This is a genomic window from Anaerolineales bacterium, from assembly GCA_019637805.1.
Classification (GTDB): domain Bacteria; phylum Chloroflexota; class Anaerolineae; order Anaerolineales; family UBA11579; genus JAMCZK01.
Genome location: JAHBVB010000002.1, coordinates 517,273 through 542,862 on the forward strand (window position 1 = coordinate 517,273; position 25,590 = coordinate 542,862).

Consider the following 25,590-nt stretch of genomic DNA (forward strand, 5'->3'; position numbering starts at 1 on the left):
GGCGAGACATGTCTCGCCTCTACGCGATGTTACTCGATCGGCGCGAAGGGGTCGTTCTCGTCGGGCTGGGGCGGTTGTGGCCGGCGGATGAAGAAGCTGGCGGCGAAGACCCCCAGAATGGTGGCCAAGGCACCCCCAACGATCAAGAAGATCGGCGTGTTTGCGGAACGGGCTTCAGCGGCCAGGTCTGGCGCCGGCGTGGCTGCCACGGCGGTAGGCGTGGTCGCGGCACCTTGCGGCGTTTGGCTGGGGGTGGCTGAAGGCGGCGGCCCGGTGGGCGTTTCGGTCGCTTCAGGCGGAGTGGGGGTCGCTGTGGCGACTGAGCCCGGCGGCTTTACCAGCAGCTCGTCACCCGGGTAGACGAAGGCCCACTCCGGCAGATTGTTGAGCTCCAGCAGTTCTTGGAGCGGGACACCGTACACAGCCGCGATCGTCCAGAGGGTTTGTCCGGTGCGCACGATGTGCTTGACTGAGCCGTCGGGCTGGGCATCAGCGATCGTGACCGGGATCATCACAACTTGTGGCGCGATGGTGGCGCCGCTGCTGCCGGCTGTGCTCCCGCTGGAGCCGGAATAGTCCGTGCCGGTGACCCAGCCGGTGACCGCCACGTAATACCAGCGGCCGTTGCCGTCTGTGGCCGCGCCGGCGCCAATCTCCTGATAGGTGGAGGCGATCATGGTGGGGTTGTGGTTGGGGGAGTTCTTCCACCAGGCCAAGGCGCCCTGGGGAGTTTCGTTGAAGCCGCCTTTGACGATTTCGGAGATGAAGATGGTTTTGCCGCCACCATAGCCCGCGGCATAGGCCCGGTCAATCGGGCGGCTGCCGCCCGGGCCGGCGTGCACATCGCTCACCCCGCCCATCCCCTGGCTGATCAGCCAGTCAGCCTGCCCCTGGGCGATCTGCGACAGAATGGGGTTCTGTGCATAAGCCGGCAGGCCATTTTCCGCCCGGTAGGCGTTGATCAGTGCGATCACATCGCTGGCGCTGCCCTGGGCTTCGGGCTGGGCATGGTTGGCGGCGGCTGCGGTCTGTAATGGGACAAGCGCGCTCAGCGCCAGAGCGAAAGCAATTAGGACACGCATGAGCAAAATAGTACCATTTTGGGCTATTGGCTGTGGTTCCCCAGTTTAGTTTTTGGTGATGAAAATGCACTGCGGTTGGCCGTCTGGCCCGGGTTGCAATTTGCTCACCTGTTCCACCGGTTGGCTAAGCAATTGTTCCAGCACCTCCTTGTCCATGCGGCACAAGATTGGATGCTCTGCCACCAGGTTGGCGTAGGGGCAGCGGCTGAGCACCACTTCAGGACCTTGAGGACGAGCTTCCCAATGCGGCTTGTAGCCCAGCGGGGTCAGCCTTTGCATGGCGGACACCAGGCGGCGGGCCGGGCCTGTGGGTAGGTTGTCTGTGCTGACCAGGTTGGCAGCCAATTGGCGTACTTGTGCAGGGCGGGGCGAGTCGCCCAGTTGGCGCAATAAGGCGCGGGTCAGGTTCTCCAACCCCTCGGGCTGGGCAGCGACGGTTAGGGTGAAAACCTGCTCCGGCCGGCCGCGGCCGGCCAAGGGACGCAATGCGATCGCCTGCACCAGGCCGCGCGCCTGCAAGATGCTCAGGTGACGGCGCAAATTGGCCGGGCTCATGCCAAAGGCCTGGGCCAGCTGCTTGGGAGAGGCCGGGCCGCGTTGCTCCAAGTGGTCTAAAATACGCTGTCGGGTGCTTTGCATGGCGAAATCTGCGATAACTATACCAAATTACGCAAAATTTTGTTTGCGTAATAACTCAGGTTGACACGAATGTTCACTTAGGTATAATGTGAACGAAGGAACAAAGGGCATACATGGCCCACAAACTCTACTGGGACGCCATATATGAGATCGCGCTGGCGCTCAAAGCCAGCCGACCCCAGCAGGATCTGGAAGATGTCTCTCTTGGTGACATCTTCCAGTGGACGACCGCGTTGCCGGATTTTGCCGATGAGCCTGAATTGGCGAACGACGATATCCTCGCAGCCATCTACCAGGAATGGTATGAGGAGAATAACCCTGTATGACTGAGAAAACTGTTGCGCCAACCGTGAATTCCGCCGGCTACGACGTGCCGCCGGAGCTGCGCCAAAGCGTGGCGATCACCACCCTGGACAAGATCTGGAACATGGGACGTCGTTACTCTGTGTGGCCCATGATGTTTGGTCTGGCTTGCTGCGCCATCGAAATGATCTGTACCGCCGCCAGCCGCTATGACCTGGCCCGTTTCGGTATGGAAGTCATGCGCCCCAGCCCTCGCCAGTCTGACCTGATGATCGTCTCCGGCACGGTGACCAAGAAGATGATCCCGCAGATCGTGCGTCTCTACAACCAGATGCCGGAACCCAAGTATGTGATGGCCATGGGTGCCTGCGCTTCGGGCGGTGGTCCTTTCAAAGAAGGCTACAACGTGGTCTCTGGTGTGGACCAGTACATCCCGGTGGATGTGTATGTCCCTGGTTGCCCGCCGACCCCGCAAGCGCTGCTTCACGGTTTGATGAAGCTGCAGGAGAAGATCGACCGTGAGTCGATCACCAAGGTGCGCTGGTACCAGAAAGATGAGATCCCGGCCATCCCCGTGCCCATCCTCGGCCCCGACATTATTGACCCACGTGACAGCGCGGCCATCCGCGAAATGGCCAGCCGGAAAGCAGCCCCTGCTGCGCCGGCCGCCCAGCCTGAGGCTGCCGAAGCCCCGGCTGCTTAGAGAGATACATGATGAGCGAACAAACTCCCGTTAAAGAAGCCCCGGCCAATCCGCCGACTGAACTGGAAAAGCGCTTTCCCGGCGCGGTCAAGCGTGACGAGCGCCCCGGTTTCGAAGGCCATATAGTTGAAGTCGCCAAGCTGCACGAAGTGGCGGCCGCCATCCGTGACGAAATGGGCTATGACTTTTTGTCCTCGGTCACGGCCGTGGACTATTACTCTGAGGCGCCCGAAGGCGAGAATTTTATTGAGGTGGTTTATCACCTCTACAAATCCACCGGCGGTGGGGCGCTGGTCTACCGCGTGCAGGTGCCGCGTGACAACGCGGTGGTGCCCAGCCTGGTGGATCTGTACCCCGGCGCCGACTTTCAGGAGCGCGAGGCCTGGGACCTGTATGGCGTGAAGTTTGAGGGTCACCCGGACCTGCGTCGCATCCTGCTGTGGGAAGGCTTTGCAGGCCACCCCATGCGCAAGGATTGGAAAGAACCTTACTTTGAAGAGGATGTGAAGCCGTTCAAGAACCGCTGGCCCGAAGGCCAGGTCTATCGCATTGAAGACCGCAATCCGGTCGGCAAGAACGTAAGCTATCCTCAAGGCTTTGACCCGGACGGCTTCCAGGAAACCGATGACCCACGCATGTATGAAAGCTTGGAACGCTCTTCCCAAGATTTCATTGAACAGATCGACACCGAACAGGTGGTAGTCAACCTGGGTCCACAGCATCCTTCCACTCACGGCGTGTTCCGCATGGCGGTGCGCATGCACGGCGAAACCATCGTGGGCCTCAAGCCGGTGATGGGTTACCTGCACCGCAATCACGAGCAGATCGGCGAGCGCAACACCTGGACGATGAACATGCCGTTCACCGACCGCCTGGATTACCTCTCCTCGATGAGCAACAACTTCGGGTATGCCCTGGCGGTGGAGAAGTTGATTGGTGAGAAAGCCGCTCCCCCGGAGCGCGCCGAGTACATCCGTGTGATCATGGCGGAGTTGACCCGCATTAGCAATCACTTGTGGGCCATCGGCTTTCTGCTGAACGATCTGGGCGCCTTTTTTACCCCGGCGCTGTATGCGATCGAAGAGCGCGAGCTGATCCTGGACATTTTTGAGGCCACGGCTGGGTCGCGCATGATGTGCAATTATTTCCGCTTTGGCGGCGTAGCCCGCGACCTGCCCGAAGGCATTCTGCCCAAGATCAAAGACCTGGTGACCGACCGCCTGCCGCGCAAAGTGGAAGAGCTGGACCTGTACCTGAGCGCCAATGAGTTGGTGCGCAGCCGTGGTGAGGGCGTGGGCGTGATCACGCCCGAAGATGCGATTGCCTTCTCCGCTGCAGGCCCGGTGCTGCGTGCGTCTGGCGTGCCGTACGATGTGCGCCGCGCCGATCCCTATAGCATTTATGACCGCTTCAAGTTCGACGTGACTGTGCGCCAGCATGGCGACGTCTACGACCGTTATATGATCCGCATCGACGAGATCTACCAGAGCTTGAGCATCTTGCGCCAGGCTCTCAAGGATATTCCTGAGGGCGAGATCATGAACGGCAAGAACCCTTACCAGGTGCGTGTGCCGGCTGGCGAGTCCTACGGCCGTGTGGAAGGTCCGAAGGGCGAGTTGGGCTTCTACATTGTTTCCACCGGTAAGGCCAACCCGCACCGCTATCATGTGCGCGCCCCATCTTTCATCAACTTAACCATTCTCGAGAAGATGTGCGTGGGCCAGAAGATTGCCGACGTGGTGGTCAATCTGGGTTCGATCGACATCGTGTTGGGCGAAGTGGACCGCTAAAGCCAGCGGCAATAACGGAGAAGAACGTATGTATGGAATTGGTATCCTAAAAGGCTTGTGGGTGACCCTGGTCCACTTTGTCGAAACCTTCACGGAAGACTTCCGCTGGATAGGCCGGAAGCGCTACTATTCTGAAGAAGGTGTGGCTGCCCGCCGCAGCAAAGACGCCAAAGGCATCTTCACCGTGCAGTACCCTGAAGAGAAGCTGCCGGTGCCTGAAGAATTTCGCTTCATCCCCTTCCTGGTTTATGAAGTGGATGAGGAGGGCAATAAGCACGACCGCTGTACTTCCTGCGGTATCTGCGCCAAGGTCTGCCCCCCGCAGTGCATCTGGATCGTACGTACCGAAGACCCAGTCACCAAGCGCCCTGTGCCGGAACCGGTGGACTTCTTTATTGACGTCGACATCTGTATGAACTGCGGTTACTGCGCCGAATACTGCCCGTTCGACGCGATCAAGATGGACCACGACTACGAGCTGGCTTCGTACGACCGCCATGCAGAGCATATCTACAACAAAGAAAAGCTCTCCAAGCCGGTGGAATACTATGCCAGCATCCGTCCGGCCAACTACACTCGCGAAGAGGCAGTCAAAGCTGCCGAAGAGGCCAAGAAGGCTGAGGCCGCGGCCGCCAAAGCCGCGGCTGCTGCGGCGACCGCCCAGGCAAGCGGCGGCGAACAGGCTGCCAGCTAGGCACACAGCATCGAAAACAAACAATCCCCGAGAGGGGATTGTTTCGTATAATGGACTGACTATGTACCACGAAGATACTGAGATCATCTTCCCGCTGCGCGTCACCCCTGCCTTGCGCGACCTGCATGGCGAGGCGTGGCAAGCCGTTGCAGATCAGGCTGTAAAGGCGCCTGCCGACGGGCTGGAGGCGGTCAGTTTCGTCTTGGCCATGGCCCGGGTGGCCAGCTGCCACAACTGCAATGCCGATTCGTTCAGGGCGATGAAGGGTTGCACGGCTTGCGCCCAGGACGCCGTGCGCCGTTACCGCGGCGGCGAGAAGGCGTTGCTCAAGCAGGTAGAAAAAGCGCGCGCGGACATGGATAAGTGGGGCGGTTAGGCTTGTTCGTCCGCCAGCATCTGCATTCTAAACTTCACGATTTTGGTAATTAAGTCCAGCGGCAACGGCTTGTCCAGCGCAAAGCGGATAGTGCCTTTGCCGGACTGCGCATAAGCCGTAGCTTCTGGGAAGGCCTCATTCATCGCATCGTAATAGGGATAGAGTGAGAGATGCTTCTTGGCCCCGGCAAAGAAGATCATCGTTTTCCCGTCCAGCTTAAAGGCGGGGATGTTGTAGCTAATGACTTGCTCGGCCTTCGGTGCAATTTTTTGAATGGTCTGGCGCAACGTCTGCAGCAAGGGTTGTACTTCACTAGGAAAGCTGCTGATGTACTCATCAACACTTTGAAACTTCTGACTCATGGCGGCCTCTCCGTGTAATTTCTGGCAACCCTTATAATAGCGCCTATGTCCAATATTAGCGAAGAAACCATTCTGTCGGCCCTCAGCGGCGTGCAAGACCCCGCCCAGGGCCGTGACCTGATCAGCCTGAACGCCTTGCGGGAAATGCGCATTAAAGGCAGCGATGTCACCCTGCGGCTGGCACAAGTTACCCCCTTGCATCCACAGCGCGCAGAGATTGAGGCCGCCGTGCAGCAAGCCCTGCAGACGGCTGGTGTGGGAAAGCTAGCCTTTGAATATGCCAGTGAAGTGCCAGATGACGGCCGCCAGCGCGGCGGCCTGGCGGCAGGCGTAAAGAACATCATCGCCATTGCCTCCGGCAAAGGCGGGGTGGGCAAGAGCACCGTGTCGGTCAACGTCGCCGTGGCGCTGGCCCAGGCCGGCGCCCGGGTGGGCCTGCTGGACGCCGACATCTATGGGCCTAATGTGCCCACCATGATGGGCGTGGAGCACCTGCCCAAGCCGCCTGACGCCGATGGGCGCCTGACCCCTGCCGAAGCCTACGGCGTCAAAATGATGTCGATCGGTTTCCTGGTGCGTCCGGAACAAGCCATGGTATGGCGCGGCCCCATGCTACACAACGCCTTGCGCCAGTTCGTCAATGACGTGGATTGGGGCGAGTTGGACTATTTGATCGTGGACATGCCGCCCGGCACCGGCGATGTGCAGCTCTCCCTGGCCCAAACCACCCCGATCAGTGGCGGCTTCATCGTCACCCTGCCGCAAAAGGTCTCGGTGGACGATGCCCGCCGCGGCGCGGAAATGTTCCGCCAGCTGCGCGTCCCCCTGATGGGCGTGATCGAGAACATGAGCTTCATGTTGCTGCCGGATGGGCAGCGCATGGAGGTCTTTGGCAGCGGCGGGGGCCAGGCTTTGGCGGCGGAATTCGAGATCCCTTTGATTGGCGCCGTGCCCATGGAGGCGGAGGTGCGCGCCGGCAGTGACGCCGGCACACCCATCGTGCACAGCCAACCAGACTCTCCGGCGGCTGTCGCTTTGCGTTCCATTGCCGGCGAGATCTCGCTGCGTGCCTCTCTGGCCGCGCTGGAGACCCAAAGCCAAACCATCCCGTTGCAAATTGTGGATGAGTAAACGCCCCTCTCAAACCGCTTTCGTGGTTAGAATAGACCTCTTATGACAGACACTCAAGCGACCGAAACTGTTTCGCCTCAGATCGTCGGGATACGCTTTCAAAAAATTGGCAAGATCTATCATTTCGATGCCAGCAAAGAACCCGAAATCAAGCCGGGCGATTACGCCATTGTAGAAACCAGCCGCGGCGTGCAAATGGGCCAGGTGGTCCAGCGCGTCGATTCGCCGCCCACGCCGCCTCAGGGTAGTTGGAAGGCGATTGAGCGCAAGGCTACCGATCAAGACATTGTCACCCTGCAAGACTGGCAGAAGAAGGAAGTAGAGGCAATGATCGAGTGCCGCGCTACCGCCGCGGAGCTTAAGTTCGAAGCGATCAAAGTGGTCAAGGCCGAGTACAGCTTTGACGGCAAATCGCTGATATTCCTCTACAACTTTGACAACGAAGAAGACATCGATGTGGAGCGTCTGCGCAAAGCCATGCAGAGCCGCTACAAGAAACCCAAGGTGGAGATGCGCCGGGTGGGGCCGCGCGACGTGGCCAAGATCTTGGGCGGTTTAGGCGCCTGCGGTTTGGAATCCCGCTGCTGTTCCACTTTCCTCACCGAGTTCAGCCCGATCTCGATTAAGATGGCCAAAGCCCAGGGGATCTCGCTGGACCCCAGCGAGATCACCGGCATGTGCGGCCGGCTGCGCTGCTGCCTGATCTACGAATACGAGCAGTATGTCGAAGCCCGCAAGACCCTGCCCAAGCGCGGCAAGGAAGTGGTTACGCCGATGGGCAAGGGCAAGGTGATTGATGTGCTGCCTTTGAAGCAAGCCATCATGGTCTCTTTGCCCGAGGGCAAGCGCGCCGAGTTCCTGAAGCACGAAGTGGAACCCTGGGACGAGCTGGAGGCGCTGCGCCGCAAGTCTGCCGCCCCCTGTGACCGCCATGAGAACGGCGGTTGCGACTGCGGCAAAGCCAATTACGGCGACAAGGCCAAAACCGACGATTAGCCCAGCCATGACGCCGGAACGGGTCGTCTCGCTGGTTCCTTCGATCACCGAAAGCCTGTTTGACCTGGGGTTGGGATCCAGCGTAGTTGGCATCACGGGTTACTGCATACACCCCGCAGAAGCCCTGCGGGGTGTGCCGCGCCTGGGCGGTACCAAGAACCCGCGCATTAACGAGATCATCGCCCTGCGGCCAGACTTGATCTTTGCCAACCAAGAGGAGAACACCGCCGCGGCGGTGCATGCCTTGCAGGCTGCCGGCCTGCGCGTGCTGGTGCATTTTCCGCTCACCGTCCACCAGGCCATCGCAGACCTTGAAGGTATTGCCACGTTGTATGCGGATGCCGAAGCGTCGGCGCGGGTAGTAGAGCTGGCAGAGCGACTGGCCGCTGCCCAGGCTGGGCATGCCCCTTTGCAGCCTCTACGTCTCTTTTGCCCCATCTGGCAGGATGCAGATGGGGCAGTACCCTGGTGGATGACTTTCAATCAGGAAACCTTCACACACGATATTCTGCGCCTGTGTGGTTTCGTCAACGTATTTGCCCAGCGGGGGCGGCGTTACCCGCTGGCCGCCGACCTGGGGCTGGCTCCAGCCAAGCCGGCCGCCGACCGGGATACGCGCTACCCGCGCGTGACGCGGGAGGAGATCCTGGCCGCCCAGCCTGAAGTGATTTTGCTGCCCAGTGAGCCCTACGAATACACGAGCGCTCATCTATCCATGTTTCGGGAAGCTTTTGCGGGCACGCCAGCTGCGGATGGCGGGCGCATCGTTGCCCTGGATGGCAGCTTGCTGACTTGGCCTGGCACACGTTTGGCCAAAGCTCTGGATTACTTGAGTACCCTGCACGCCTCATTGCTTTAGGAGCAAACAACAAAAAAGCCCGCAGGAGTGCGGGCTTTTTGTTGCCTGGGACAGGCGCGTTATTCTTCGACCACGATGGTGCCGGACATGCCAGTGTGTCCGGACGCCCCATGGAATTCACAGTAGTAGTCGTAGGTACCCGGCTCGTCGAAGGTGAAACTAAAGCTATCGCCCAGGCTGAGCGTGCCACTGGCGAAACTGCCATCATCGGCAGTCACAGTGTGGGGTGAATCTTCCGCATTACGCCAAGTGACCGTAGTGCCCGCCTTCACTGTCAGCGAACCGGGACGGAAGCTGAAATTGCTGATCGTGATCGAGGCGTCTTCGTCGTCGGGCGTCTCGGGTTCAGTTTCGGTCTGTGCCTCGGTTTCCGTAGGCGCATCGGTATGAGCAGCGGTGTGCTCTGCTTCCAAGGTTTCGGCGGGAGCTTCCTCCGGGGTGGCTGGCGCGCTGCAGGCAGCCAGCAAAAGCATTAGCAGAACTGAGATGGCAATGAGGCGATTTGTCGATTTCATGCGCTACTCCTGGATGCTTCTGGATTTAAAGAGTATAAACGTCAATTCTAAGAAAGAGCTTAACCAAACCCTGGCCTGTAATACAATCGGCTTCCATACGATCGACCATTGAAAGAATCCAATTATTCTCCCAGTTTGTTCTCGCAGCCTTGGATGGGCAGTGCGTTAAAAGTCATCCGTCAAAGCGGTCTCTTGTTGTTCAGCTTGTGGTTGTTTGTCTTGGCCATTACACTGATGAAGTCGGGGGCGGGGGAACTTGGACCGCTGATTCAGTCTACCTTTGCGCTTGAGAACATCGCCAATAGTCTGGGCTTTGGCGGCTCTTTGCTTATGGCGTCATGAGCGGCTCTCCGGTAGCGGCTGCCGCGCTCACGTTCTTTGATGCCGGGCTGATCCGTGATCTGGATGTTTTTGCGATGATCACCGGCAGCCGCTTGGGCGCCAGTCTGATCGTGCTGCTGATCGGCTTCGTCTATGTGCTGCGTGGGAAAGGCCGCTCAGAAAGCCTGGGGATGGGCTTGGTGTCGATCTGTGTCACTGGCAGTACCTACCTGGTAGCGTTGCTCCCAGGATATTTTATGTTGTCCAGCGGAATGCTGGACGGCCTGCAGCTTCAGAGCGGCACCTTGCTGTCATCGTTTATTGATGGCCTATTTACACCGATTGTTGTGCTGGCCGAACAGTGGCTGTCGGGCTGGATGATCTTTCTGCTGGGGATGGGCGTGATTCTGGTCAGTTTTCGGATGTTCGACGACTTTCTGCCTACAGAATCCATCCGGCAAAGTCAACTGGGGCGCCTGTCTCGCCTGGTCTATCGCCCCTTTGTGATGTTCCTGTTGGGGTCACTGGTCACGCTGATTTCCATGTCAGTCAGCGTATCCATCTCTATTCTTGTGCCGCTCAGCAATCGCGGCTTCGTACGGCGCGAGAATGTCATCCCTTACATTATGGGTGCCAACATCACGACGTTCATTGATACGCTATTAGCGGCGGTCCTCTTGCGCAACCCGCGGGCCTTTACCGTGGTTTTGGCAGAGATGATCAGTATTTCTTTGGTGTCCGCGCTGATCTTGGCTTTCTTCTATGCTCGTTATGAGCATGTGATTCTGAAGTTTGTCAATTGGCTGGTCAACCGCAAACGAAACCTGGCCGTTTTCGTTTTCTTCCTTTTCCTCATCCCTCTGGTTTTACTCCTGGTGTAAAGGAGTTTTCATGCATATTCTGATCGCCACCAACAATACTCCACACGGACAAAAGGCCCTGGAGTACGGCCTGGGTTTGGTGAAGCAGACCGGGGCGAATTGCACTCTGGTGCATGTGATTAACCGCCCGGAAGAGCGTCCCAGCGGCCTTGCCGTCCTGCAGGCGCAGGTGGAGCAGGCTCAGCAGCTGGGGCTGAAGCCCCGCGCTGAACTGCGTCTGGGGCTCCCCGCCGAGCAGATCGTGCATCTGGCCTACGAGACAGACATTGACCTGATCGTCATGGGCGGCGGGACCCCAGAGAAGCTGCTTAGCCGGTTGATTGCTCCGGCCAGCGAGCGCGTGCTGGCCAACGCGCCGTGTCCGGTGCTGATGGTGCGCGGCGCGGCCCGCCCGCCGAAACGTTTCCTGGTACTGCACAGTGGGGCCGAGGCGCTGCGCACCCTGCCGCTCTTCTTGCAGCGGGCCGGCAGCATCCTGCTGCCAGGCAGCCAGGTGGTGTTGCTGCACGTGATGTCACAGATCGGCGCCAGCCACCAGGTGAGCGGCTGGGAGCTTTATGCGGATGCGGACGAGCTGATCCAGAACAAGACCCTGGAGGGGGAATGGCTGGAGCAAGGCCTGGCCTTCTTTGAGCCCTATAAGGGCGTAACCACCACTGCCAAAGTCCGGCATGGTTTGGTGGTGGATGAGATCCTCGTTGAAGTGCGCCAAGGCGACTATGACTTGGTAGTTTTGGGCAGCCACAGAGGGGGCACCTGGCAGGATCTGTTGATCGATAACGTCGCCAAGCAAATCGCCGGCCGCACACAACTTCCTATTTTGGTTGTTCAGCGGCAGGTGTAGCTCAACGGCTTGACGTTTCTTGCCTTTGACGTATAATTGCTTTAATAACATTCATCAGATTAACTATATTTTTGATGATGAAAGCAACCACTTCTTTTCATTTTCTGGACTATTTAGCCAATGGCATTCAGGACGAGCGCTTGCCGTCTTTGGAGGCCTTGAGTGCCGAGCACGGTATTAGCGCCTCTGTGCTGCGTGAGCAGCTTCAGGTAGCCCGGGCCCTAGGCCTGGTCGAGGTGCGCCCGCGCACCGGTATCCGGCGTCTCCCGTATTCCTTTGCCCCCGCCGTGCGCCAAAGCCTGTTTTACGCCATGGCACGAGACGCCCACAGCTTTGACCAGTTTGCTGATGTGCGCCGTCATTTGGAACGGGCGTATTGGTCCGAAGCCGTTGAAAAGCTGACCCAAGAAGATATTGCCGAGCTTCGCCAGCTCGTTACGCGCGCGCAGCAGATGCTGAGCGACACGCCCATCCAAGTCCCTCATTCCGAGCACCGCCAATTGCATTTAGCCATTTATCAACATGTCGCCAACCCATTTGTGATTGGGTTGCTTGAAGCCTACTGGTCTGCTTACGAGGCTGTGGGCTTGAACCGTTATACAGGCATTGACTATCTGGAACAAGTTTGGGCGGTTCACGATCAAATCGTTGCGGCTATTGCCGCCGGGGACTTCGACCTCGGCCATCGCTTGTTAAATGATCACTTCGCACTTATTGAACAACTACCAGGAAGACCCGCTAAGGAGAGCAGATGACAACACCGCAAGTCCAAGAAGCAAAAGCCAGTCAAAGGAAGGCCGTGGTCAACGACTTTTCCATGACGGTCGCCACCATGAACGGCTCCGGCAGCCAAACGTCCAACGTGACCTTGCTGCGCGCCCTGTTCAAAATGGGCATTCCCGTCTCTGGCAAGAACTTGTTTCCCTCCAACATTCAGGGCTTGCCCACTTGGTACACCATTCGCGTAAGCAAAGATGGGTACCTGGCGCGCCGTGAGACCCATGAAGTCGTGGTGGCGATGAACCCCGACACTTTCGTGGCTGACCTGGCCAGCGTGGCGCCCGGCGGAGCCTTCTTCTATGGGGATCACCTCAAGTTCGAGATCAACCGTGACGACATTTCCGTGCATTCTTTCCCGGCCAAATTGCTGGCCAAGGAATCAGGTGCGCCGGCCAACCTGCGCGACTACGTAGCCAACATGGCTTATGTCGGCGTTTTGGCGCACATGCTCGACATCGATATGGACAAGATCCGTGAGGCCTTGGAATACCACTTCGATGGCAAAGAGAAGCCGATCGCCCTAAATATGGGTGTGATCGACGCCGCTTTCGCCTGGTCTACCGCCAACCTCAAGAAGACCGATCCCTATCGCGTGGAGCCGATGGACAAGACTTCGGGTTTCATCATGGCCGACGGCAACACTGCCGGCGCGCTGGGCGCCATCTTTGGCGGCGTGCAGTTTGTGGCCTGGTACCCGATCACGCCGGCCTCCAGCTTTGCTGAGGCCATTTCGCAGAACATTTCCGCCTTCCGCGACAAGGAAGGCCAGGATGGCAAGACTTACGCCATCGTGCAGGCTGAAGATGAACTGGCTGCCATTGGTATGACCGTAGGCGCTGGCTGGTCTGGCCTGCGTTCGGTGACCTCCACTTCCGGCCCGGGCATCAGCCTGATGACCGAGTTTGCTGGCCTGGCCTACTATGCGGAAATCCCGGTGGTGGTCTGGGACGTGCAGCGGGTCGGCCCCAGCACGGGTCTGCCCACGCGCACCTCCCAGGGCGACATTCTCTCCACCCATTTCTTAGGTCACGGCGACACGCAGCAAATTCTGATGATCCCTGGGTCTGCCCAGGAATGCTTTGAGTTTGGCTGGCGCTCCTTTGATATCTCTGAGCGCATGCAAACGCCCGTGTTTGTGATGAGCGATCTGGACCTGGGCATGAACCAGTGGATGACCAAGCCCTTTGAGTATCCCGAGCAGCCCATGGACCGTGGCAAGATCCTTTGGGAAAAGGATCTGGAAGCGCTGAAAGAACCCTGGATGCGCTACAAGGATGTCGACGGTGATGGCGTGCCTTACCGTACGGCGCCTGGCAACCGCGCCCCTCAGAGCGCCTGGTTTGCGCGCGGCACCGGTCACGACGAATCCGCCAAGTACAGCGAGCGCGCCGACCACTGGGAAGCCAATATGGATCGCCTGGTGCGCAAATACGAGACCGCCAGCCAATATGTGCCGGGGCCGGTGCTGCAGACCCGTGCGGGCGCCAAGATCGGCGTGATCGCCTATGGCTCTGCCGACCCGGCCATTTTGGAAGCCGGTGATTATCTGGCAGCCGATGGCCTGGCAACCGATTACCTGCGCCTGCGCGCCGTGCCCTTCACCGATGAGGTGCGTGACTTCATTGCCTCGCACGACAAGACCTATGTGGTGGAAATGAACCGCGATGGCCAAATGCACAAATTGCTGTTGCTGGAATACCCAGAGATGGCCGCCAAGCTAAGTTCGCTTGTGAAATATGATGGCCTGCCGTTGAGTGCCCTGTGGGTCAAAGAGTCCCTTCAGGCTGAGGAGCAGAAATGAGCGACACAACCGAAACCGCCATGCCCAACATCCAGCTGAACCTGGTGGGGTTGAGCAAAAATGATTATCGTGGTGCACAGACGACGCTGTGCGCCGGCTGCGGCCACAACTCGATCTCCAATCAGATCATCGCCGCGGCTTATGAACTGAACATTGTGCCGGAAGATGTGATCAAGTTGAGCGGCATTGGCTGCTCCAGCAAGAGCCCGGCCTACTTCCTGAACCGCAGCTTCGGCTTCAACAGCTTGCACGGTCGCATGCCTTCCGTGGCGACTGGCGCCATGTTTGGCGACCATACCCTGCGGGCGCTGGCGGTCAGCGGTGATGGCGATACCACCAATATCGGTATGGGTCAGTTCAAGCACATCATGCGCCGCAATGCGCCCATGGTCTACATTGTGGAGAACAATGGTGTGTACGGCCTGACCAAGGGCCAGTTCTCCGCCACGGCGGAGATGGGTTTGCGCTTGAAGTACCAGGGCGTCAACCACTACTTCCCGGTCGACGTGGTACAGGAAGCCATGGCTTCCGGAGCCACTTTCGTGGCCCGTTCCTTCGCTGGCGATGCCAACCAGGTCAAAGCGTTGATCAAAGCCGGCCTGAGCCACAATGGCCTGGCGATCATCGACATCATCAGCCCTTGCGTGACCTTCAACAATAACGATGACTCCCGCCACTCTTATGGCTGGGGGCGCGAGCATCAGGAACCCCTGCACGACTTCACTTATGTGCCGCGCGAGCAGGAGATCCAGCTGGGCGAATTCCCGGAAGGCACCACCCGCCAGGTGGAGATGCACGACGGCTCCACTATCGTGCTCAAGAAACTGGACCGCGACTATGACCCCACCAGCCGGGCCGCGGCCATGCGCGTGATCGAAGAGTCGCAGAACGAAGAAGTCCTGCTGACCGGCTTGATCTATGTCGATACGGAGCGCCCGTCACTGACCGACATTTACGAACTGCCGCAGGGCCGCGCTCTGAACCGCATGACGGATGCAGAGCTGCGCCCCGGCAAGGACATGATCGAAAAAGCCAACGCGATGATGTTCTAAGGGCAAGGATGAAGGCAAAAGTATGAAGGATGAAGGGCCTCCGCAAGGAGGCTCTTTTTTTTTGCCCTTATCTTCATTCTTCATCCTTGTTTTACAATCACCAGATGCGCTCACCCTCCTCCCGCACCGGTATCCTCGCAGGCTTGGCCGCGGCCGCTATTTGGGGCGGCATGTACGTGGTCAGCAAAGTCATCCTTGACGTCGTCCCACCCTTCACGCTGCTGAGCCTGCGTTTGCTGCTGGCCGTCTTTTCCCTGGGCCTTTGGATGCTGTGGCGCAGACAGGCATTGCAACTTGGCCGGCGAGAGTGGGCCGGGTTGTTGTTGATCGGTCTGTTGGGATATGGCGTTTCGCTGGGCTTGCAGTTCAGCGGCGTGCAGCTGTCCACTGCAGCCAATGGCGCCGTGATCACGGCGGCCACGCCGGTGTTCATCTATCTGTTTGCCGGGCCGCTGCTGGGCGAGCGCGTAACTGGCCGTCGCTGGCTGGCCCTGTTGCTGGCCAGCCTGGGCGTCTTGGTGGTGGTGGACCCCAGTCAGGCGCAGCTGAATGCGGACCTGTGGCGCGGCAACCTGCTGCTGGTGGCCGCCGCAGTCACCTGGGCCTTGTACTCTGTCTTGGTGCGCAAGGCCACGCAGTTCACCGATGCTCTGCGGCTGTCCTTCGTGACTTTTCTGGGTGGGTTGCTGTGGGTGCTCCCCGCGGCGGCGTTAGAGTTGGGACAGCAACAAATTGGGCCAATCACTTGGAATGTGGTCTTGGGAGTTTTCTATCTGGGGGTGATTTCTACGGCGGTCGCGGCCTATTTCTGGAATTTTGCCTTTGAGGTTCTGGAAGCTGGAGTGGCCTCTTTGACCTTCTTCGCCCAGCCGCTGATTGGGGCTGTGCTGGGCTATATGCTGCTGGGCGAGCAGCTTTCTGCTTTTTTTCTATTAGGCGGTCTGCTGATCTTGCTTGGCTTGTGGATGGCCTCACAAGAAGATAGAATTTCTGCTTCTCGTTAGGAATCAAAAACACCCATGTTAAAAGCTTTTTTACGTTTCTTTGCCTGGTTGGCCCTGATTGTGCTGGTGCTGGCCCTGCCCGCCAGCCTGGCGCTGCGCAATATGAGCAATTTACTCTTTGAGGCGGATGCGACCAAACAACTGGTGCGCGAGACGCTGATGAGTTCTGACATTGCCGGCCGTCTGGCCCGGCGCGGCGCAGAGCAGATGTTGCGCTCCCAAGTCGGCGTGCAAGTGGTGGTGGATGTCTTGGAAGAGTTGGATGAACAGGAGTGGAAGGCGATCACCGAAGTCATCGCTCCGGAGCACCTGGTCTCGGATGCCTTGGATGGAGCGGTGGATGCTTTTTCCGAATGGCTGAACGACCCGCAGTCTGATCTGCCAGAACTGAATATTAGTTTGGCGGCCTGGAAAACGAGCACCGTCCAGCGCGCTGGCGAAGTAACCGCGCTGATCTTCGATTCACTGCCGGATTGCACCATGGAGCACGTCACCCGCATGCTGCAGCTAAGCATTCAGGACCCCGTGGCGCTGACCCAGAATTTGCCCGCCTGCCGCCCGCCCGAACCCCTGTACTCGACCTTCGTGGATCAGTCGGGGCGACTTTTGGGCCAAATGGCCAATTCAGCCCCAGATACGATTGATCTGGATCAACTGATCGAAGGCAGCCAAACTCCGGAGCAGTTGAAGGCGCTCAAACAAGACTTGTTGGTGACGCGCACTTGGCTAAGCTGGGGCTGGGCCGTGGTGATTGCGCTGATGGCTTTCGCCGCAGTGCTGGCAGCCAGTGACCTAAAGAGCTTTTTGGCCTCGTTGGGTCTGCCACTGTTGTTAGCCGGCATCCTGATGGTGGCCTTGGGGTTCGCGTTCCTCTTGTTCAATCTCAGGTTTCTGACCGAACTGCTGGCTGGGACGGGCTCGGAAACCTTCGTGTTGCGCACCTTGGCGGGTGCCCTGGCAGACGGTGCGCTTCGGCGGGTGAGCGGGCCGCTGCTGTTGCAGGGTATCCTGGTGGCACTGGCTGGCAGCGGTCTGGCGCTGTGGGCACGTTCACTGTATGAGCGGGAGGCCTCGCCGGGCATTCCTATTCGCCGCAGGCGAATGGGACTATAGAGCCATCATTTAAAAACAAACTGCCGGCTTAGCCGGCAGTTTTTATGTCTGTAAGTCGGGGCTAGTTTTTATGTCTGTAAGTCGGGGCTAGAGGCGCTGGCCCAGTGTGTAGATCATCACGAGGTTGGGAGGGCGCATGGCGCCGATCGGATAGCCCGAGGTCAGCACGACCTGCTGCCCGGGTTTCAGCGATGCGGCCCGCATCACAGTGCCTTCAATGCTTTCCAGCATTTCGTCCACCGTGCTCGACAGATCCACCATGATGGGCATCACGCCCCAATAGAGCGCCATGCGGTTGTAGCTGCGCGGTTCCGGGGTGAGCCCCAGGATGGGCACACGCGGGAACGCCTTGGACATCAGCCGGGCCGTGCGGCCGGAAGAAGTGAACACTGTGATGGCCGCCACGTTGACATCTTGGGCCAATTCATTGGCGGCTCGCGTGATGGATATGGCATCATCCCGCAAGGTGCCGAGGTTAGAGCCCTTCCAATGGCCCCATTGACGGATGTGATTTTCCGCCTGGCGCACAATGGCGTCCATCATGGTGACTGTCTCGACCGGGTATTTGCCCACGGCGGTCTCGCCGGAGAGCATCACCGCGTCCGTGCCATCGAAGATGGCGTTGGCGACGTCCGAGGCCTCCGCGCGAGTGGGACGCGGGTTATGGATCATCGAGTCCAACATTTGGGTGGCAGTGATGACCAGTTTGCGCTGCTGGTTGGCTGCGTCAATGATCTGCTTCTGGGCGATGGGTACCATTTCGGGGGGCAGTTCCACGCCCAGGTCGCCGCGGGCGACCATCACGCCGTCTGCGACTTCGATGATCTCGTGCAGGTTTTCCAGCGCCTCGGCGCGTTCCAGCTTGGCGATGATCGGCGTATCCAGTTTGTCCGGCGCCAGGTTGGCGATGGCTTGGCGAGCGCGGGCCACATCGGCCGCATTGCGCACGAAAGAGATGGCGATGATGTCTACGCCCAGCTCCAGACCTTTGGCCAGGTCTTGCTCATCTTTGGCGGTCAGGCCGGGGATATCTATGCTGGTGCCGGGCAGGTTCATGCCCTTATGCGACTTGAGCACTCCGCCGACGATCACTTCGGTCTCGACAGTGTGCGTGTCGATCTTTGTGGCTTTCAGTTCCAGGTTGCCATCATCCAGCAGGATGATGCCGCCCACCTGGATGAAGCGCGGCAACTCGGGGAAGTCTACAGGGATGTGGCTTTCATTGGGTGCGGCGTGATGAGTGGCCAGCACGATAGTTTGCCCAGGCGTAAGCGGCACGCCCTCTTTGGGCAATTCGCCGACGCGAATCTTGGGACCCTGCAGGTCTTGCAAGATGCAGATAGCTTTTCCGGCGCGTTCGGCGGCGGAGCGGATGCGCTGAATCAGCTCTGCGTATTCCGCATGCGTGCCATGCGAGAAGTTGAGCCGGGTGACATTCATGCCTGCCGCGATCAGACGATCGATCGTGCCGGCGTCTTGGCTGGCTGGCCCCAGGGTAGCTACGATTTTGGCTCGGCGTTCCATACGGGTATGATAACCCGCTCCGCCTCTACAGGTTGCGCTGAACCGTATTACGGGGTGAAATGCACCCCTTGACTCAGGCAATTGCCGCCATAGCCTTTTTCCGTGCACACCACAATGCGGGCAATCACCTGTGTATTCGGGGGCAATGACCCAATTGCTACCGAAAGATACTTGGTTTGCCCTGGGCCGAGGGTAGCTTGGTAACCCGAACAGGCAGTGCTGCTCGGCAGAAATTCATTGTTGCCATCTGAGCGCCCCAACTCCGTATCGTTGCTTGCATCAGCTGCCGACACTCTTGCCGACTGGTAGGTTTCCGGCCCGGTGTTGCGGACGCTCAAGAAAGCCATGCGCGTCCCGCTGCAAGTAAAGGTCGCTTCAAAACGCACGGCAACCCCTGGCGGATTGGTGGGCGCAGGCGTGTTGGTCGGAATGCTGCGCGTAGCCGTCGGTTCCGGCAGCGGCGTGCTGGTATCTGCCGGTGGGGAGGTGGGCGCGGCGGCTTCATTGGCTTGCGCGTCTATCGTGGCTTGAAGAATAGCGTTTTGCGCTTGTGCGGTTTGCAGAGCCATTTCGGCCTGCACTACAGCGGCCTCAGCGTTCAGAGTGGCCATGGCCTCGGTCTGCACCACACTGGTCAGGTCCTGTGTGGCGCCGCTGCAGGCGCCCAGCAGCAAGCTTAGGGCAAGTAAGGAAGTCAGAAGTATCGTGCGCATAAATTGCCACCTTTGTCTGGAAGTATTAGAGACAACGCTATCAAGCTTAAGTGTATTACATACATATAGCCAATGTCGAGAGGGGAAGATGAGTGTTCGTGCTTGGCACACCAGGCCAGAGTGGCTGATCTTGTTGGCTAAAATTAAAAACGCCATTGCTTTTAGAGCGGGTGATGCGCGCTGGCGTAGCCAGCGCGAGAGAAAGCGCCCGGCTGTGCCGTGCTAGCTTCTCCATGATGTTGTTATTGCTAACAGCTGCTAGAGCGGGTGATGGGATTCGAACCCACGAATGCTTGCTTGGGAAGCAAGTGCCTTACCACTTGGCGACACCCGCGTTTTTCGTCGCTTACATGCCGGATTTCGGGAAGCAAGCATTCGCAGCTTCGGATCCCATCACCCGCCAATTCAACTACATAAGCGCGCGGGATTCTAACCCAAAAACATAGCAGCGGGAGTTTTCAATGCCCCCGCTGCTATGTTGTGGATAGTGCAAACTAGGCCAACCCAAAGACAAGGTAATCGCTGAATTCATCTCTCGCGCTCGGCCAGGCGGGTGTGCAACAATGGGGAGAGTAAAACTCCTCAACCTGCCAGAGGAGTTCCTCTGTGAGCGCGCTTATTTCTGAAACTCGCCGCTCGTTGGGGAAATGATCGCGTGTAAGTTCAAGAAGTTCTCCTAATCTAACAGCCTTCTCGTATAGAGGAGATCCTTCAGGATTGTTTGCTTTGATACCATCAGCGATGCTTTCCAGAAGGCCGTGGGGAAGTGGGAAATGTTGCTTAGCGCGGGCGATTGCCTCAGGCGAAAACTTCTGCACTTCTGTGATCATTTCAATTTCTCCTTCTCGGCCCGCTCGGCGGCCTTTAACAAGATTTCGTAAATCAGTAGCAGGACGTTGGTGCTTTTCTTATGGTCTTCTGACACTTCATCCCTCCCGGGGCAAAAACACAGCCCCACTCCATGTACCGGAGCGGGGCTGTTAGAATCAATCTCAGCCAGGAAACCGCTCGAATCGGTTTGCTTGGTTAGACCGTCTCAGGTGTTTCCAGCACTTGGGACGGTTGCCTTTAAGATACTACTGCCGAGTCAAAAATGCAAGGGCGTCTTTACATTATTTCTGACACGGCTTCTCTGATAGCGGCTTTGAGGTCATACCTAGAGGGTAGCCCCTCAATCGCCTTGCGCATGCGTGCTACCTCCGCCGCTAGCTCTTTGTTCGACCGCTGCGTCTCTGCAACAAATGCTGCCGTCGCACGCTCGGCTTGCTGTTGGCCCTGCAATGCTACTGCTCTGGCGGCGCCTACCGCCGCGGCACTGCTCGCCGCACCCGTCGCCGCCAAAGCCGCCACCGCCGCCGCATCTGCCGCCTGCTGCACCTGCACTTGATTGTTCTGTCCACCGCCCCCCGCCCGGCCCGGGCGCGTCACCGCGCTGGGCGCAATGTTGCCCACCGTCCCATACGCGCTGCTGTTGCCAGGCTTGGTCACGTACTGGTTGCCGTCCAGCAAGTACCCGCCGCCGGCCATGCCAAGCGCACGGTCGCGCTCCATCTGCACAGATTTGTTGTGGGGGATGATTTCCCACGCACCGGTGGAGGGGTCGTATTGGGCATACTCCCAGCCCTGCTCACCGACTTTCACCAGTGGGCCTTTGCTGCCCAAGTAGCCGCCGTCTGCGTGGCCGAAAATGCCGCCATACCGCAAGAAACCGCCATAAGCTCCGCCAGGACCAGGACCATCATAAGACCGACCGACAGACTTGGCCACATTCTGCGCGTTCGCCTGACCCGCCCACCCATTGGCTTTATCTTCAGCAATGGCTATCGCTGCATCCAGGCCAAAGCCCCGGCCAGGCCCGATCAAATCAATGATGAGTTCTGCGCTGTATTTGCCAGACGAAATGCCTTCCAGCAGAGACTTGATTTGCCCCAGTTGCAACCCGTAAGCTTCCAGTTGCTTCTGCGCTTCATCATCGCCGATGGTCTTGGCCGCCAGCGCGGTCAAGGTGGCGGCCACCTGAGCACCGTGCGCCCGTTGCTCAAACTGAAACAGCGAAATATCGCCGTTCATCAGCTGGGCCACGAGACCGGTCATGGCGTCTTCAAGGCTGTCAATGCCGGCCGCCCACAAGCGCGCTTTCTCCAGTTGCGACTCGATCGCGCCAGACAGGTTGGTGTTGACGCTTTTCAAACGATCCATCGCATCAGCAGCCGAAAGCGCCGCCCTAGACGTGCTCTCAATCTCTGGCCACAGCATCCCGTGCAGCCTGGCGGCGCGCTCAAGTTCAAAATTAGCGCCTCGTTGCGCCTGCTCATACAGGCGCAACAGTTGCTCGGCAGTCACCAGCTCGCCATTCGTCAGCCGAAATATCTGTGCAGCGCCTTGGGATTGTTGATACACCTGGGACATGCTCGCCCCCAAAAAGCCCTGGGCCTCAGCCAGTCGATTGGTTCTTTCCATGCCATCAGTCAGGTAATCCAAAAACGGCTCAAAGAATTCGCCCGCCTTGGTCTTGAGCCTGTCCCAGGTATTGGCACTTTGCGCTTCAAAGCGCATGAACGCTCCCAGCGTGGTGTCAGCCGCATGACCTACTTTGAGGATCTGCTCCTCGGCCTGCTGCAAAAAGGCTTCGTTGAATGCATCATTGGCGCTCATCCCTGCAGCTTCCAGGGCGGCAACTTTTTCCTTGAAGCCATCCACCGTCACGCCCAGCGTGTCAAAGCGCATCGTGGTCTGGTTGGTCAAGGTCAAGACCAGCTGGTTCATGTTCATATTCAACGCGCCGGCCACGGTCGCCAAACGCACCGCTTCATCGTGCGTTTTGGCCAGGCCCAGCGCCATGAAGTCGCCAGCCCGGGCCATCAACTCTGCATCCGAGTACAGGCCACGCGTGGCCTCACGCAGGTCGCCGAGCATTACGTTGCTCAAACTGCCCACGCTCCCCGCCATGCGCTCAAATTTCACGCTGGCGTAATCCAACTCGGCGCCTTCGCGCGCAAAGTCAAAGCCCTTTTTCAAGGTGTAGAGAGCAGCGGTAATCTTGGCTACGTTGAGCAAGCTGTTCGTGCTGAACTGCTCAAACTGCTTGCCTCCCTGCTGCAAGCCAGACTTGACATCACCCATGCCCTGTTTGAAGCCCGCTGTTTGCGCCCCAATGGACACAAACAAACTAGCGATTTGAGTCGACATTATTCACCGTCCTTTGCATGTTCATCACCTAAACTGCGGGATCCTGTCTGGCTGCGGCTCGTCGCTCACATCCACCTGGTAACCCTCGGAGGCATCCCAACTGATGCTTATTTTGCTCAGCTCGTTCTCCGTCTGCTTCATGTTGTACTTGTACTTGCTTGCCAAGCTATCGCAGCGCGCGTAGGCCTTCCGAAGGTCTTCTGCTCCGGATTGCACCTTAGCCTCGGCTTGGCGTGTGCTTTCGGTGTAGACGATGTTGTCAATGTCCTTGGCCGCCTGCCGAGAGATGCGGTTCATTTCCATCACTTCCTCATGAGGCCACCCGCTGGGCACCATGTTAGCCAGTACCTCCGCAGCAGCCCGCTTCTGAAGATCGCTGCCCTCCAGGAGGGTGCGGGTGTATTCTTTTTGGATTTCTTTGGTCGTGGCAGAAGTGCCAGTCCTCTTGCCATCGCGCTTGACCAGGCGATTGATGCGCCCTTCAAAGATTGACATTTCAGCGGCCAGGGCCTGAGCGTCAAAACGCTGGTTATCCTTTGCACGCCGGGCTGCTGCGGTTTCTTTTGCCGACTTGAACTCTCTGATAAAGTAGTTCAAGTCGGAGGCAACCCCTGCGTCAATTTGGGGGATGATGCGATTTTTCTCATCTTTAAAAAGTGTAGAAAAATTATCAAGCTCCCAGGGAGTAAAGCGAGCAGTGTTCTCTCGATATTCGTTGAACAGGTCCGTCAAGTACTTATCAGCCGAAGCCCAATCTTTCGGGCTTTGACTGCGACCAGCGACTAAATTCATTAGCAAAGACATTTTATTGCTCCTATATTTCAAAGTGTTGTTCGTAGTAACCTTCTGCTTCTAGTTCGCGTACACAGGCTTCACAGCCTAAACCTTCTTCATTTCCATTTCTCCTTCGACACGTTTTCCAGGTAACTCCCGGTTTGTGCCTTTCCGTGCCATAAGCCACTCGCGCTCCGCAGATGATTTTGAAAGGCTCGCCATCGTAGTAGAACGGGTTGGAGATGAATTCTCCAGGTGAGCCTACGTTGCGGATGTATTCTTCAGCGGCTCCGTAGTGAGCCATCGACAAAGCCACAGCCGCGTCAATCTTCAAACTGGTCTTCTCTTTGGCAATTCGGAAGCCGCGCGGCGTTTCCACTGCTATTGCGTTGCGAATATGCTCATTCAAGACAGGGTCGTTGTAGTGTTTGATAGAGCGGTTCACAACTGCGTCATAGAGCGCCTGGTCTGCCTCTACACGCTTCCCGGTTTGAGGTAGCTCCACCATTGGTACGCCAGCTTGTTCGAGCTCAACGGCGATGCTGTGCATTTGCATCGGGTCGTAGTAAACAGCGTCAACGACTTTGACCCCGTACAGCTTTAGGATTTCCTCTTTCACCAGACCCAGGTCCACAGTTGGTTTGCCACCTCTCAGAAGCCCCTTGCGCGGCTTCCAGGTGCGAACATGCACAACCTCCATGTGCTCCGATACACCTACTAGGGCGGTCAGATCGCGCGTGGTGGAAGCATCGACGCCCAACACCATGCGCCGCTTGTCGGCTTCCGAGTAGGGCTTCACATCCGGCGAATAGCAAGCATCCCAGGACTCCTGATCGACAAAGCGCGCCTCATTGGCCACCCATTCGTTCAGCCACAAACGCCGGAAGGTGTTGGGGCGCGTCTTCTCGCGCTCCTCGGCCATGTATTGCGCCGTCATCCAGGGCATGCGCCAGCTTGCCTCACCCGTGTCAATCAGAGCCAACAGGCCGGCAGCCTTGTTGTGGTGAATGGGCAAGTCAAACTCATTAGCCAGTTTCTCGCCAGCTAGGGCTTTGTTCCACAGCTCAAAGAGCAGCTCGCTCTCGCCCAGCCAGCCTGCATAGCTGGCCACCCAGCGGACACCGTCGGATACTACAGGCGAGACAACCATCTCGTCCCAAAGGCGACGCTGTCCTTCGTGCACAAAGCTATGCAGCTCATCAACCAGAACGCAACTGTAGTTACCACCAGCGGCACCTTTCCAGTCGGCGGCAAAGGCTTTGATTGTTGCGCCGTTCTCGAACTCGATGACGTCGCGGTAGACCTTGGCGTACTCTGCCAGCGGGCCGTTCTGCACTGCGAACTTGGCCGAGCGAAAGATGCGATCGCGTGACTGATCTTGGTCGTTGCTGACAATGGCGCATTCGGCGCCAGGCGTACGAACTGCCATGAACAACCCCACGGCTGCGGCCAGGGTGGATTTGCCCTGCTTTTTGGTGCGGCCATCCAGGATGGTGCGAGCAGCAGGGACACCGCCGGCAAAGGCTGTGCCCAACCAGTGTTTTAGGAACGGGGGCAGCACTGGTTTGGGGCCATAACCGCCCTCAACGGGCAGAAAGTCCTGATAGAAAGCGGCGAAGTCGTTGTATTTAGCCATTCATTACCTCATTTAGTGTTTTCCGGCCCTTATCTGTGGGCAAAGTTTCCAGCTGACGCCGTGCCTCGGCAATAAACGTACCCAGCCGGGCAAGAATAGGGTCACTCCACAGCTTGAAGCGTTCATCACCTTCTGCCTGCCCGTAGCGCTCCTCTAGATGCGCCAGGCCAAGCTCTGCCAGCATCACCGTACGGGCCGCCAATTCCTGCCTCAGTTGCAGGTTGCCGGGCTGTGTACGCACCAGCTCGCGGATCTCCGCCAGCCTGGACCTTCCCTCGGGGGCAAGCGAGGCCTCTCCGCCAACCTGGAAGGCATAGGCGCCATGTTTACGCGGCGCCTGCCGGTTGCGGGCCAGTTGCTTCTCGGTCATTGACAAGTGTTCTTACCTCCCATGTAAGTAGTTGTTTTATGGGCAGGGGCTAGGCTTCGCGAGCATTCGGAGGCCTCATCCGGGCGGGGCGGCATTCTCTCTTTTGCCCGCCAGATAGTTATGCTTACACCCTTTAAG

27 protein-coding genes and 1 tRNA gene are annotated in these 25,590 nt (G+C 58.3%); 16 read left to right on the forward strand and 12 right to left on the reverse strand.

The window, feature by feature from the left end; genetic code table 11:
* Window positions 1-29: 29 nt before the first annotated feature.
* Together KF885_08210 and KF885_08215 are read right to left on the reverse strand one after the other, a co-directional pair.
* Window positions 30-1,082: a CAP domain-containing protein gene (locus tag KF885_08210; protein MBX3049142.1), complete on the reverse strand. Its 1,053-nt coding sequence runs from the start codon at window positions 1,080-1,082 to the stop codon at window positions 30-32.
* A 45-nt stretch (window positions 1,083-1,127) separates the two neighbouring features.
* Window positions 1,128-1,721 (reverse strand): helix-turn-helix domain-containing protein, encoded by a 594-nt coding sequence (locus tag KF885_08215; protein ID MBX3049143.1) that lies wholly within the window; start codon window positions 1,719-1,721, stop codon window positions 1,128-1,130.
* 113 nt (window positions 1,722-1,834) lie between these two features.
* Here KF885_08215 and iscX point away from each other — a divergent pair, with 113 nt between their 5' ends.
* From iscX to KF885_08240, 5 genes are all read left to right on the forward strand, one after another.
* Complete coding sequence (iscX, locus tag KF885_08220) at window positions 1,835-2,047, forward strand: Fe-S cluster assembly protein IscX (protein ID MBX3049144.1); 213 nt, start codon at window positions 1,835-1,837, stop codon at window positions 2,045-2,047.
* The gene (gene nuoB / locus KF885_08225; protein ID MBX3049145.1) at window positions 2,044-2,727 is read left to right on the forward strand and encodes an NADH-quinone oxidoreductase subunit NuoB; all 684 of its coding nucleotides are present in this window, start codon (window positions 2,044-2,046) and stop codon (window positions 2,725-2,727) included. Before iscX ends, nuoB begins: the two co-directional genes overlap by 4 nt.
* 11 nt (window positions 2,728-2,738) lie before the next feature.
* On the forward strand, window positions 2,739-4,517 hold the full coding sequence (locus KF885_08230) for an NADH-quinone oxidoreductase subunit D (GenBank protein MBX3049146.1): 1,779 nt from the start codon (window positions 2,739-2,741) through the stop codon (window positions 4,515-4,517).
* Window positions 4,518-4,545: 28 nt separating this feature from the next.
* Window positions 4,546-5,211 carry a 4Fe-4S binding protein gene (locus KF885_08235; GenBank protein MBX3049147.1) on the forward strand — a complete coding sequence of 222 codons (666 nt, stop codon included), beginning with the start codon at window positions 4,546-4,548 and terminating at the stop codon, window positions 5,209-5,211.
* Window positions 5,212-5,272: 61 nt separating this feature from the next.
* The gene (locus KF885_08240; GenBank protein MBX3049148.1) at window positions 5,273-5,587 is read left to right on the forward strand and encodes a hypothetical protein; all 315 of its coding nucleotides are present in this window, start codon (window positions 5,273-5,275) and stop codon (window positions 5,585-5,587) included.
* On the opposite strand, the gene KF885_08245 is transcribed toward KF885_08240, so the two are convergent.
* The gene (locus KF885_08245) at window positions 5,584-5,949 is read right to left on the reverse strand and encodes a DUF1801 domain-containing protein (protein MBX3049149.1); all 366 of its coding nucleotides are present in this window, start codon (window positions 5,947-5,949) and stop codon (window positions 5,584-5,586) included. The two genes, KF885_08240 and KF885_08245, sit on opposite strands and share 4 nt — an antisense overlap.
* Window positions 5,950-5,994: 45 nt before the next feature.
* Here KF885_08245 and KF885_08250 point away from each other — a divergent pair, with 45 nt between their 5' ends.
* From KF885_08250 to KF885_08260, 3 genes are read left to right on the forward strand one after another with little or no spacing between them, the layout of a single operon-like run.
* On the forward strand, window positions 5,995-7,080 hold the full coding sequence (locus KF885_08250; GenBank protein ID MBX3049150.1) for an Mrp/NBP35 family ATP-binding protein: 1,086 nt from the start codon (window positions 5,995-5,997) through the stop codon (window positions 7,078-7,080).
* A 42-nt stretch (window positions 7,081-7,122) separates the two neighbouring features.
* Window positions 7,123-8,076: a hypothetical protein gene (locus KF885_08255; protein ID MBX3049151.1), complete on the forward strand. Its 954-nt coding sequence runs from the start codon at window positions 7,123-7,125 to the stop codon at window positions 8,074-8,076.
* A gap of 7 nt (window positions 8,077-8,083) precedes the next feature.
* Window positions 8,084-8,935 (forward strand): ABC transporter substrate-binding protein, encoded by an 852-nt coding sequence (locus tag KF885_08260; GenBank protein MBX3049152.1) that lies wholly within the window; start codon window positions 8,084-8,086, stop codon window positions 8,933-8,935.
* Window positions 8,936-8,994: 59 nt separating this feature from the next.
* Here the strand turns inward: KF885_08260 and KF885_08265 are convergent, their stop codons facing one another.
* Window positions 8,995-9,450 carry a cupredoxin family copper-binding protein gene (locus KF885_08265; GenBank protein MBX3049153.1) on the reverse strand — a complete coding sequence of 152 codons (456 nt, stop codon included), beginning with the start codon at window positions 9,448-9,450 and terminating at the stop codon, window positions 8,995-8,997.
* 108 nt (window positions 9,451-9,558) lie between these two features.
* Here KF885_08265 and KF885_08270 point away from each other — a divergent pair, with 108 nt between their 5' ends.
* The 8 genes from KF885_08270 to KF885_08305 all read left to right on the forward strand — a co-directional run bounded on the left by KF885_08270 (window position 9,559) and on the right by KF885_08305 (window position 17,246).
* Window positions 9,559-9,792 carry a hypothetical protein gene (locus KF885_08270; GenBank protein MBX3049154.1) on the forward strand — a complete coding sequence of 78 codons (234 nt, stop codon included), beginning with the start codon at window positions 9,559-9,561 and terminating at the stop codon, window positions 9,790-9,792.
* Entirely contained in the window at window positions 9,789-10,652 is an 864-nt protein-coding gene (locus KF885_08275; protein ID MBX3049155.1) for a hypothetical protein, read from the forward strand. Before KF885_08270 ends, KF885_08275 begins: the two co-directional genes overlap by 4 nt.
* 10 nt (window positions 10,653-10,662) lie before the next feature.
* The gene (locus tag KF885_08280; protein MBX3049156.1) at window positions 10,663-11,496 is read left to right on the forward strand and encodes a universal stress protein; all 834 of its coding nucleotides are present in this window, start codon (window positions 10,663-10,665) and stop codon (window positions 11,494-11,496) included.
* Between the two features lie 74 nt (window positions 11,497-11,570).
* Window positions 11,571-12,251, forward strand: a complete 681-nt coding sequence (locus KF885_08285) for a FadR family transcriptional regulator (protein ID MBX3049157.1) — start codon at window positions 11,571-11,573, stop codon at window positions 12,249-12,251.
* Window positions 12,248-14,077, forward strand: coding sequence for a 2-oxoacid:acceptor oxidoreductase subunit alpha (locus KF885_08290; GenBank protein MBX3049158.1), 1,830 nt, complete (start codon window positions 12,248-12,250; stop codon window positions 14,075-14,077). The genes KF885_08285 and KF885_08290 overlap by 4 nt, the downstream gene beginning before the upstream one ends.
* 20 nt (window positions 14,078-14,097) lie before the next feature.
* Window positions 14,098-15,129, forward strand: coding sequence for a 2-oxoacid:ferredoxin oxidoreductase subunit beta (locus KF885_08295; GenBank protein ID MBX3049159.1), 1,032 nt, complete (start codon window positions 14,098-14,100; stop codon window positions 15,127-15,129).
* 104 nt (window positions 15,130-15,233) lie between these two features.
* Window positions 15,234-16,133 (forward strand): DMT family transporter, encoded by a 900-nt coding sequence (locus KF885_08300; GenBank protein ID MBX3049160.1) that lies wholly within the window; start codon window positions 15,234-15,236, stop codon window positions 16,131-16,133.
* Between the two features lie 15 nt (window positions 16,134-16,148).
* Window positions 16,149-17,246 carry a hypothetical protein gene (locus KF885_08305; protein MBX3049161.1) on the forward strand — a complete coding sequence of 366 codons (1,098 nt, stop codon included), beginning with the start codon at window positions 16,149-16,151 and terminating at the stop codon, window positions 17,244-17,246.
* Between the two features lie 87 nt (window positions 17,247-17,333).
* Here the strand turns inward: KF885_08305 and pyk are convergent, their stop codons facing one another.
* The 8 genes from pyk to KF885_08345 all read right to left on the reverse strand — a co-directional run bounded on the left by pyk (window position 17,334) and on the right by KF885_08345 (window position 25,452).
* Window positions 17,334-18,770 (reverse strand): pyruvate kinase, encoded by a 1,437-nt coding sequence (gene pyk / locus KF885_08310; protein ID MBX3049162.1) that lies wholly within the window; start codon window positions 18,768-18,770, stop codon window positions 17,334-17,336.
* Between the two features lie 47 nt (window positions 18,771-18,817).
* Entirely contained in the window at window positions 18,818-19,483 is a 666-nt protein-coding gene (locus KF885_08315; protein MBX3049163.1) for a hypothetical protein, read from the reverse strand.
* 262 nt (window positions 19,484-19,745) lie between these two features.
* A tRNA-Gly gene (locus tag KF885_08320) sits at window positions 19,746-19,817 on the reverse strand.
* Window positions 19,818-19,977: 160 nt separating this feature from the next.
* Window positions 19,978-20,313, reverse strand: a complete 336-nt coding sequence (locus KF885_08325; protein MBX3049164.1) for a hypothetical protein — start codon at window positions 20,311-20,313, stop codon at window positions 19,978-19,980.
* Between the two features lie 277 nt (window positions 20,314-20,590).
* Complete coding sequence (locus KF885_08330) at window positions 20,591-22,672, reverse strand: hypothetical protein (protein MBX3049165.1); 2,082 nt, start codon at window positions 22,670-22,672, stop codon at window positions 20,591-20,593.
* A 24-nt stretch (window positions 22,673-22,696) separates the two neighbouring features.
* Window positions 22,697-23,464, reverse strand: coding sequence for a hypothetical protein (locus tag KF885_08335; GenBank protein MBX3049166.1), 768 nt, complete (start codon window positions 23,462-23,464; stop codon window positions 22,697-22,699).
* A 22-nt stretch (window positions 23,465-23,486) separates the two neighbouring features.
* Window positions 23,487-25,082 carry a hypothetical protein gene (locus tag KF885_08340; protein ID MBX3049167.1) on the reverse strand — a complete coding sequence of 532 codons (1,596 nt, stop codon included), beginning with the start codon at window positions 25,080-25,082 and terminating at the stop codon, window positions 23,487-23,489.
* Window positions 25,075-25,452 (reverse strand): hypothetical protein, encoded by a 378-nt coding sequence (locus KF885_08345; protein ID MBX3049168.1) that lies wholly within the window; start codon window positions 25,450-25,452, stop codon window positions 25,075-25,077. The genes KF885_08340 and KF885_08345 overlap by 8 nt, the downstream gene beginning before the upstream one ends.
* Window positions 25,453-25,590 lie beyond the last annotated feature (138 nt).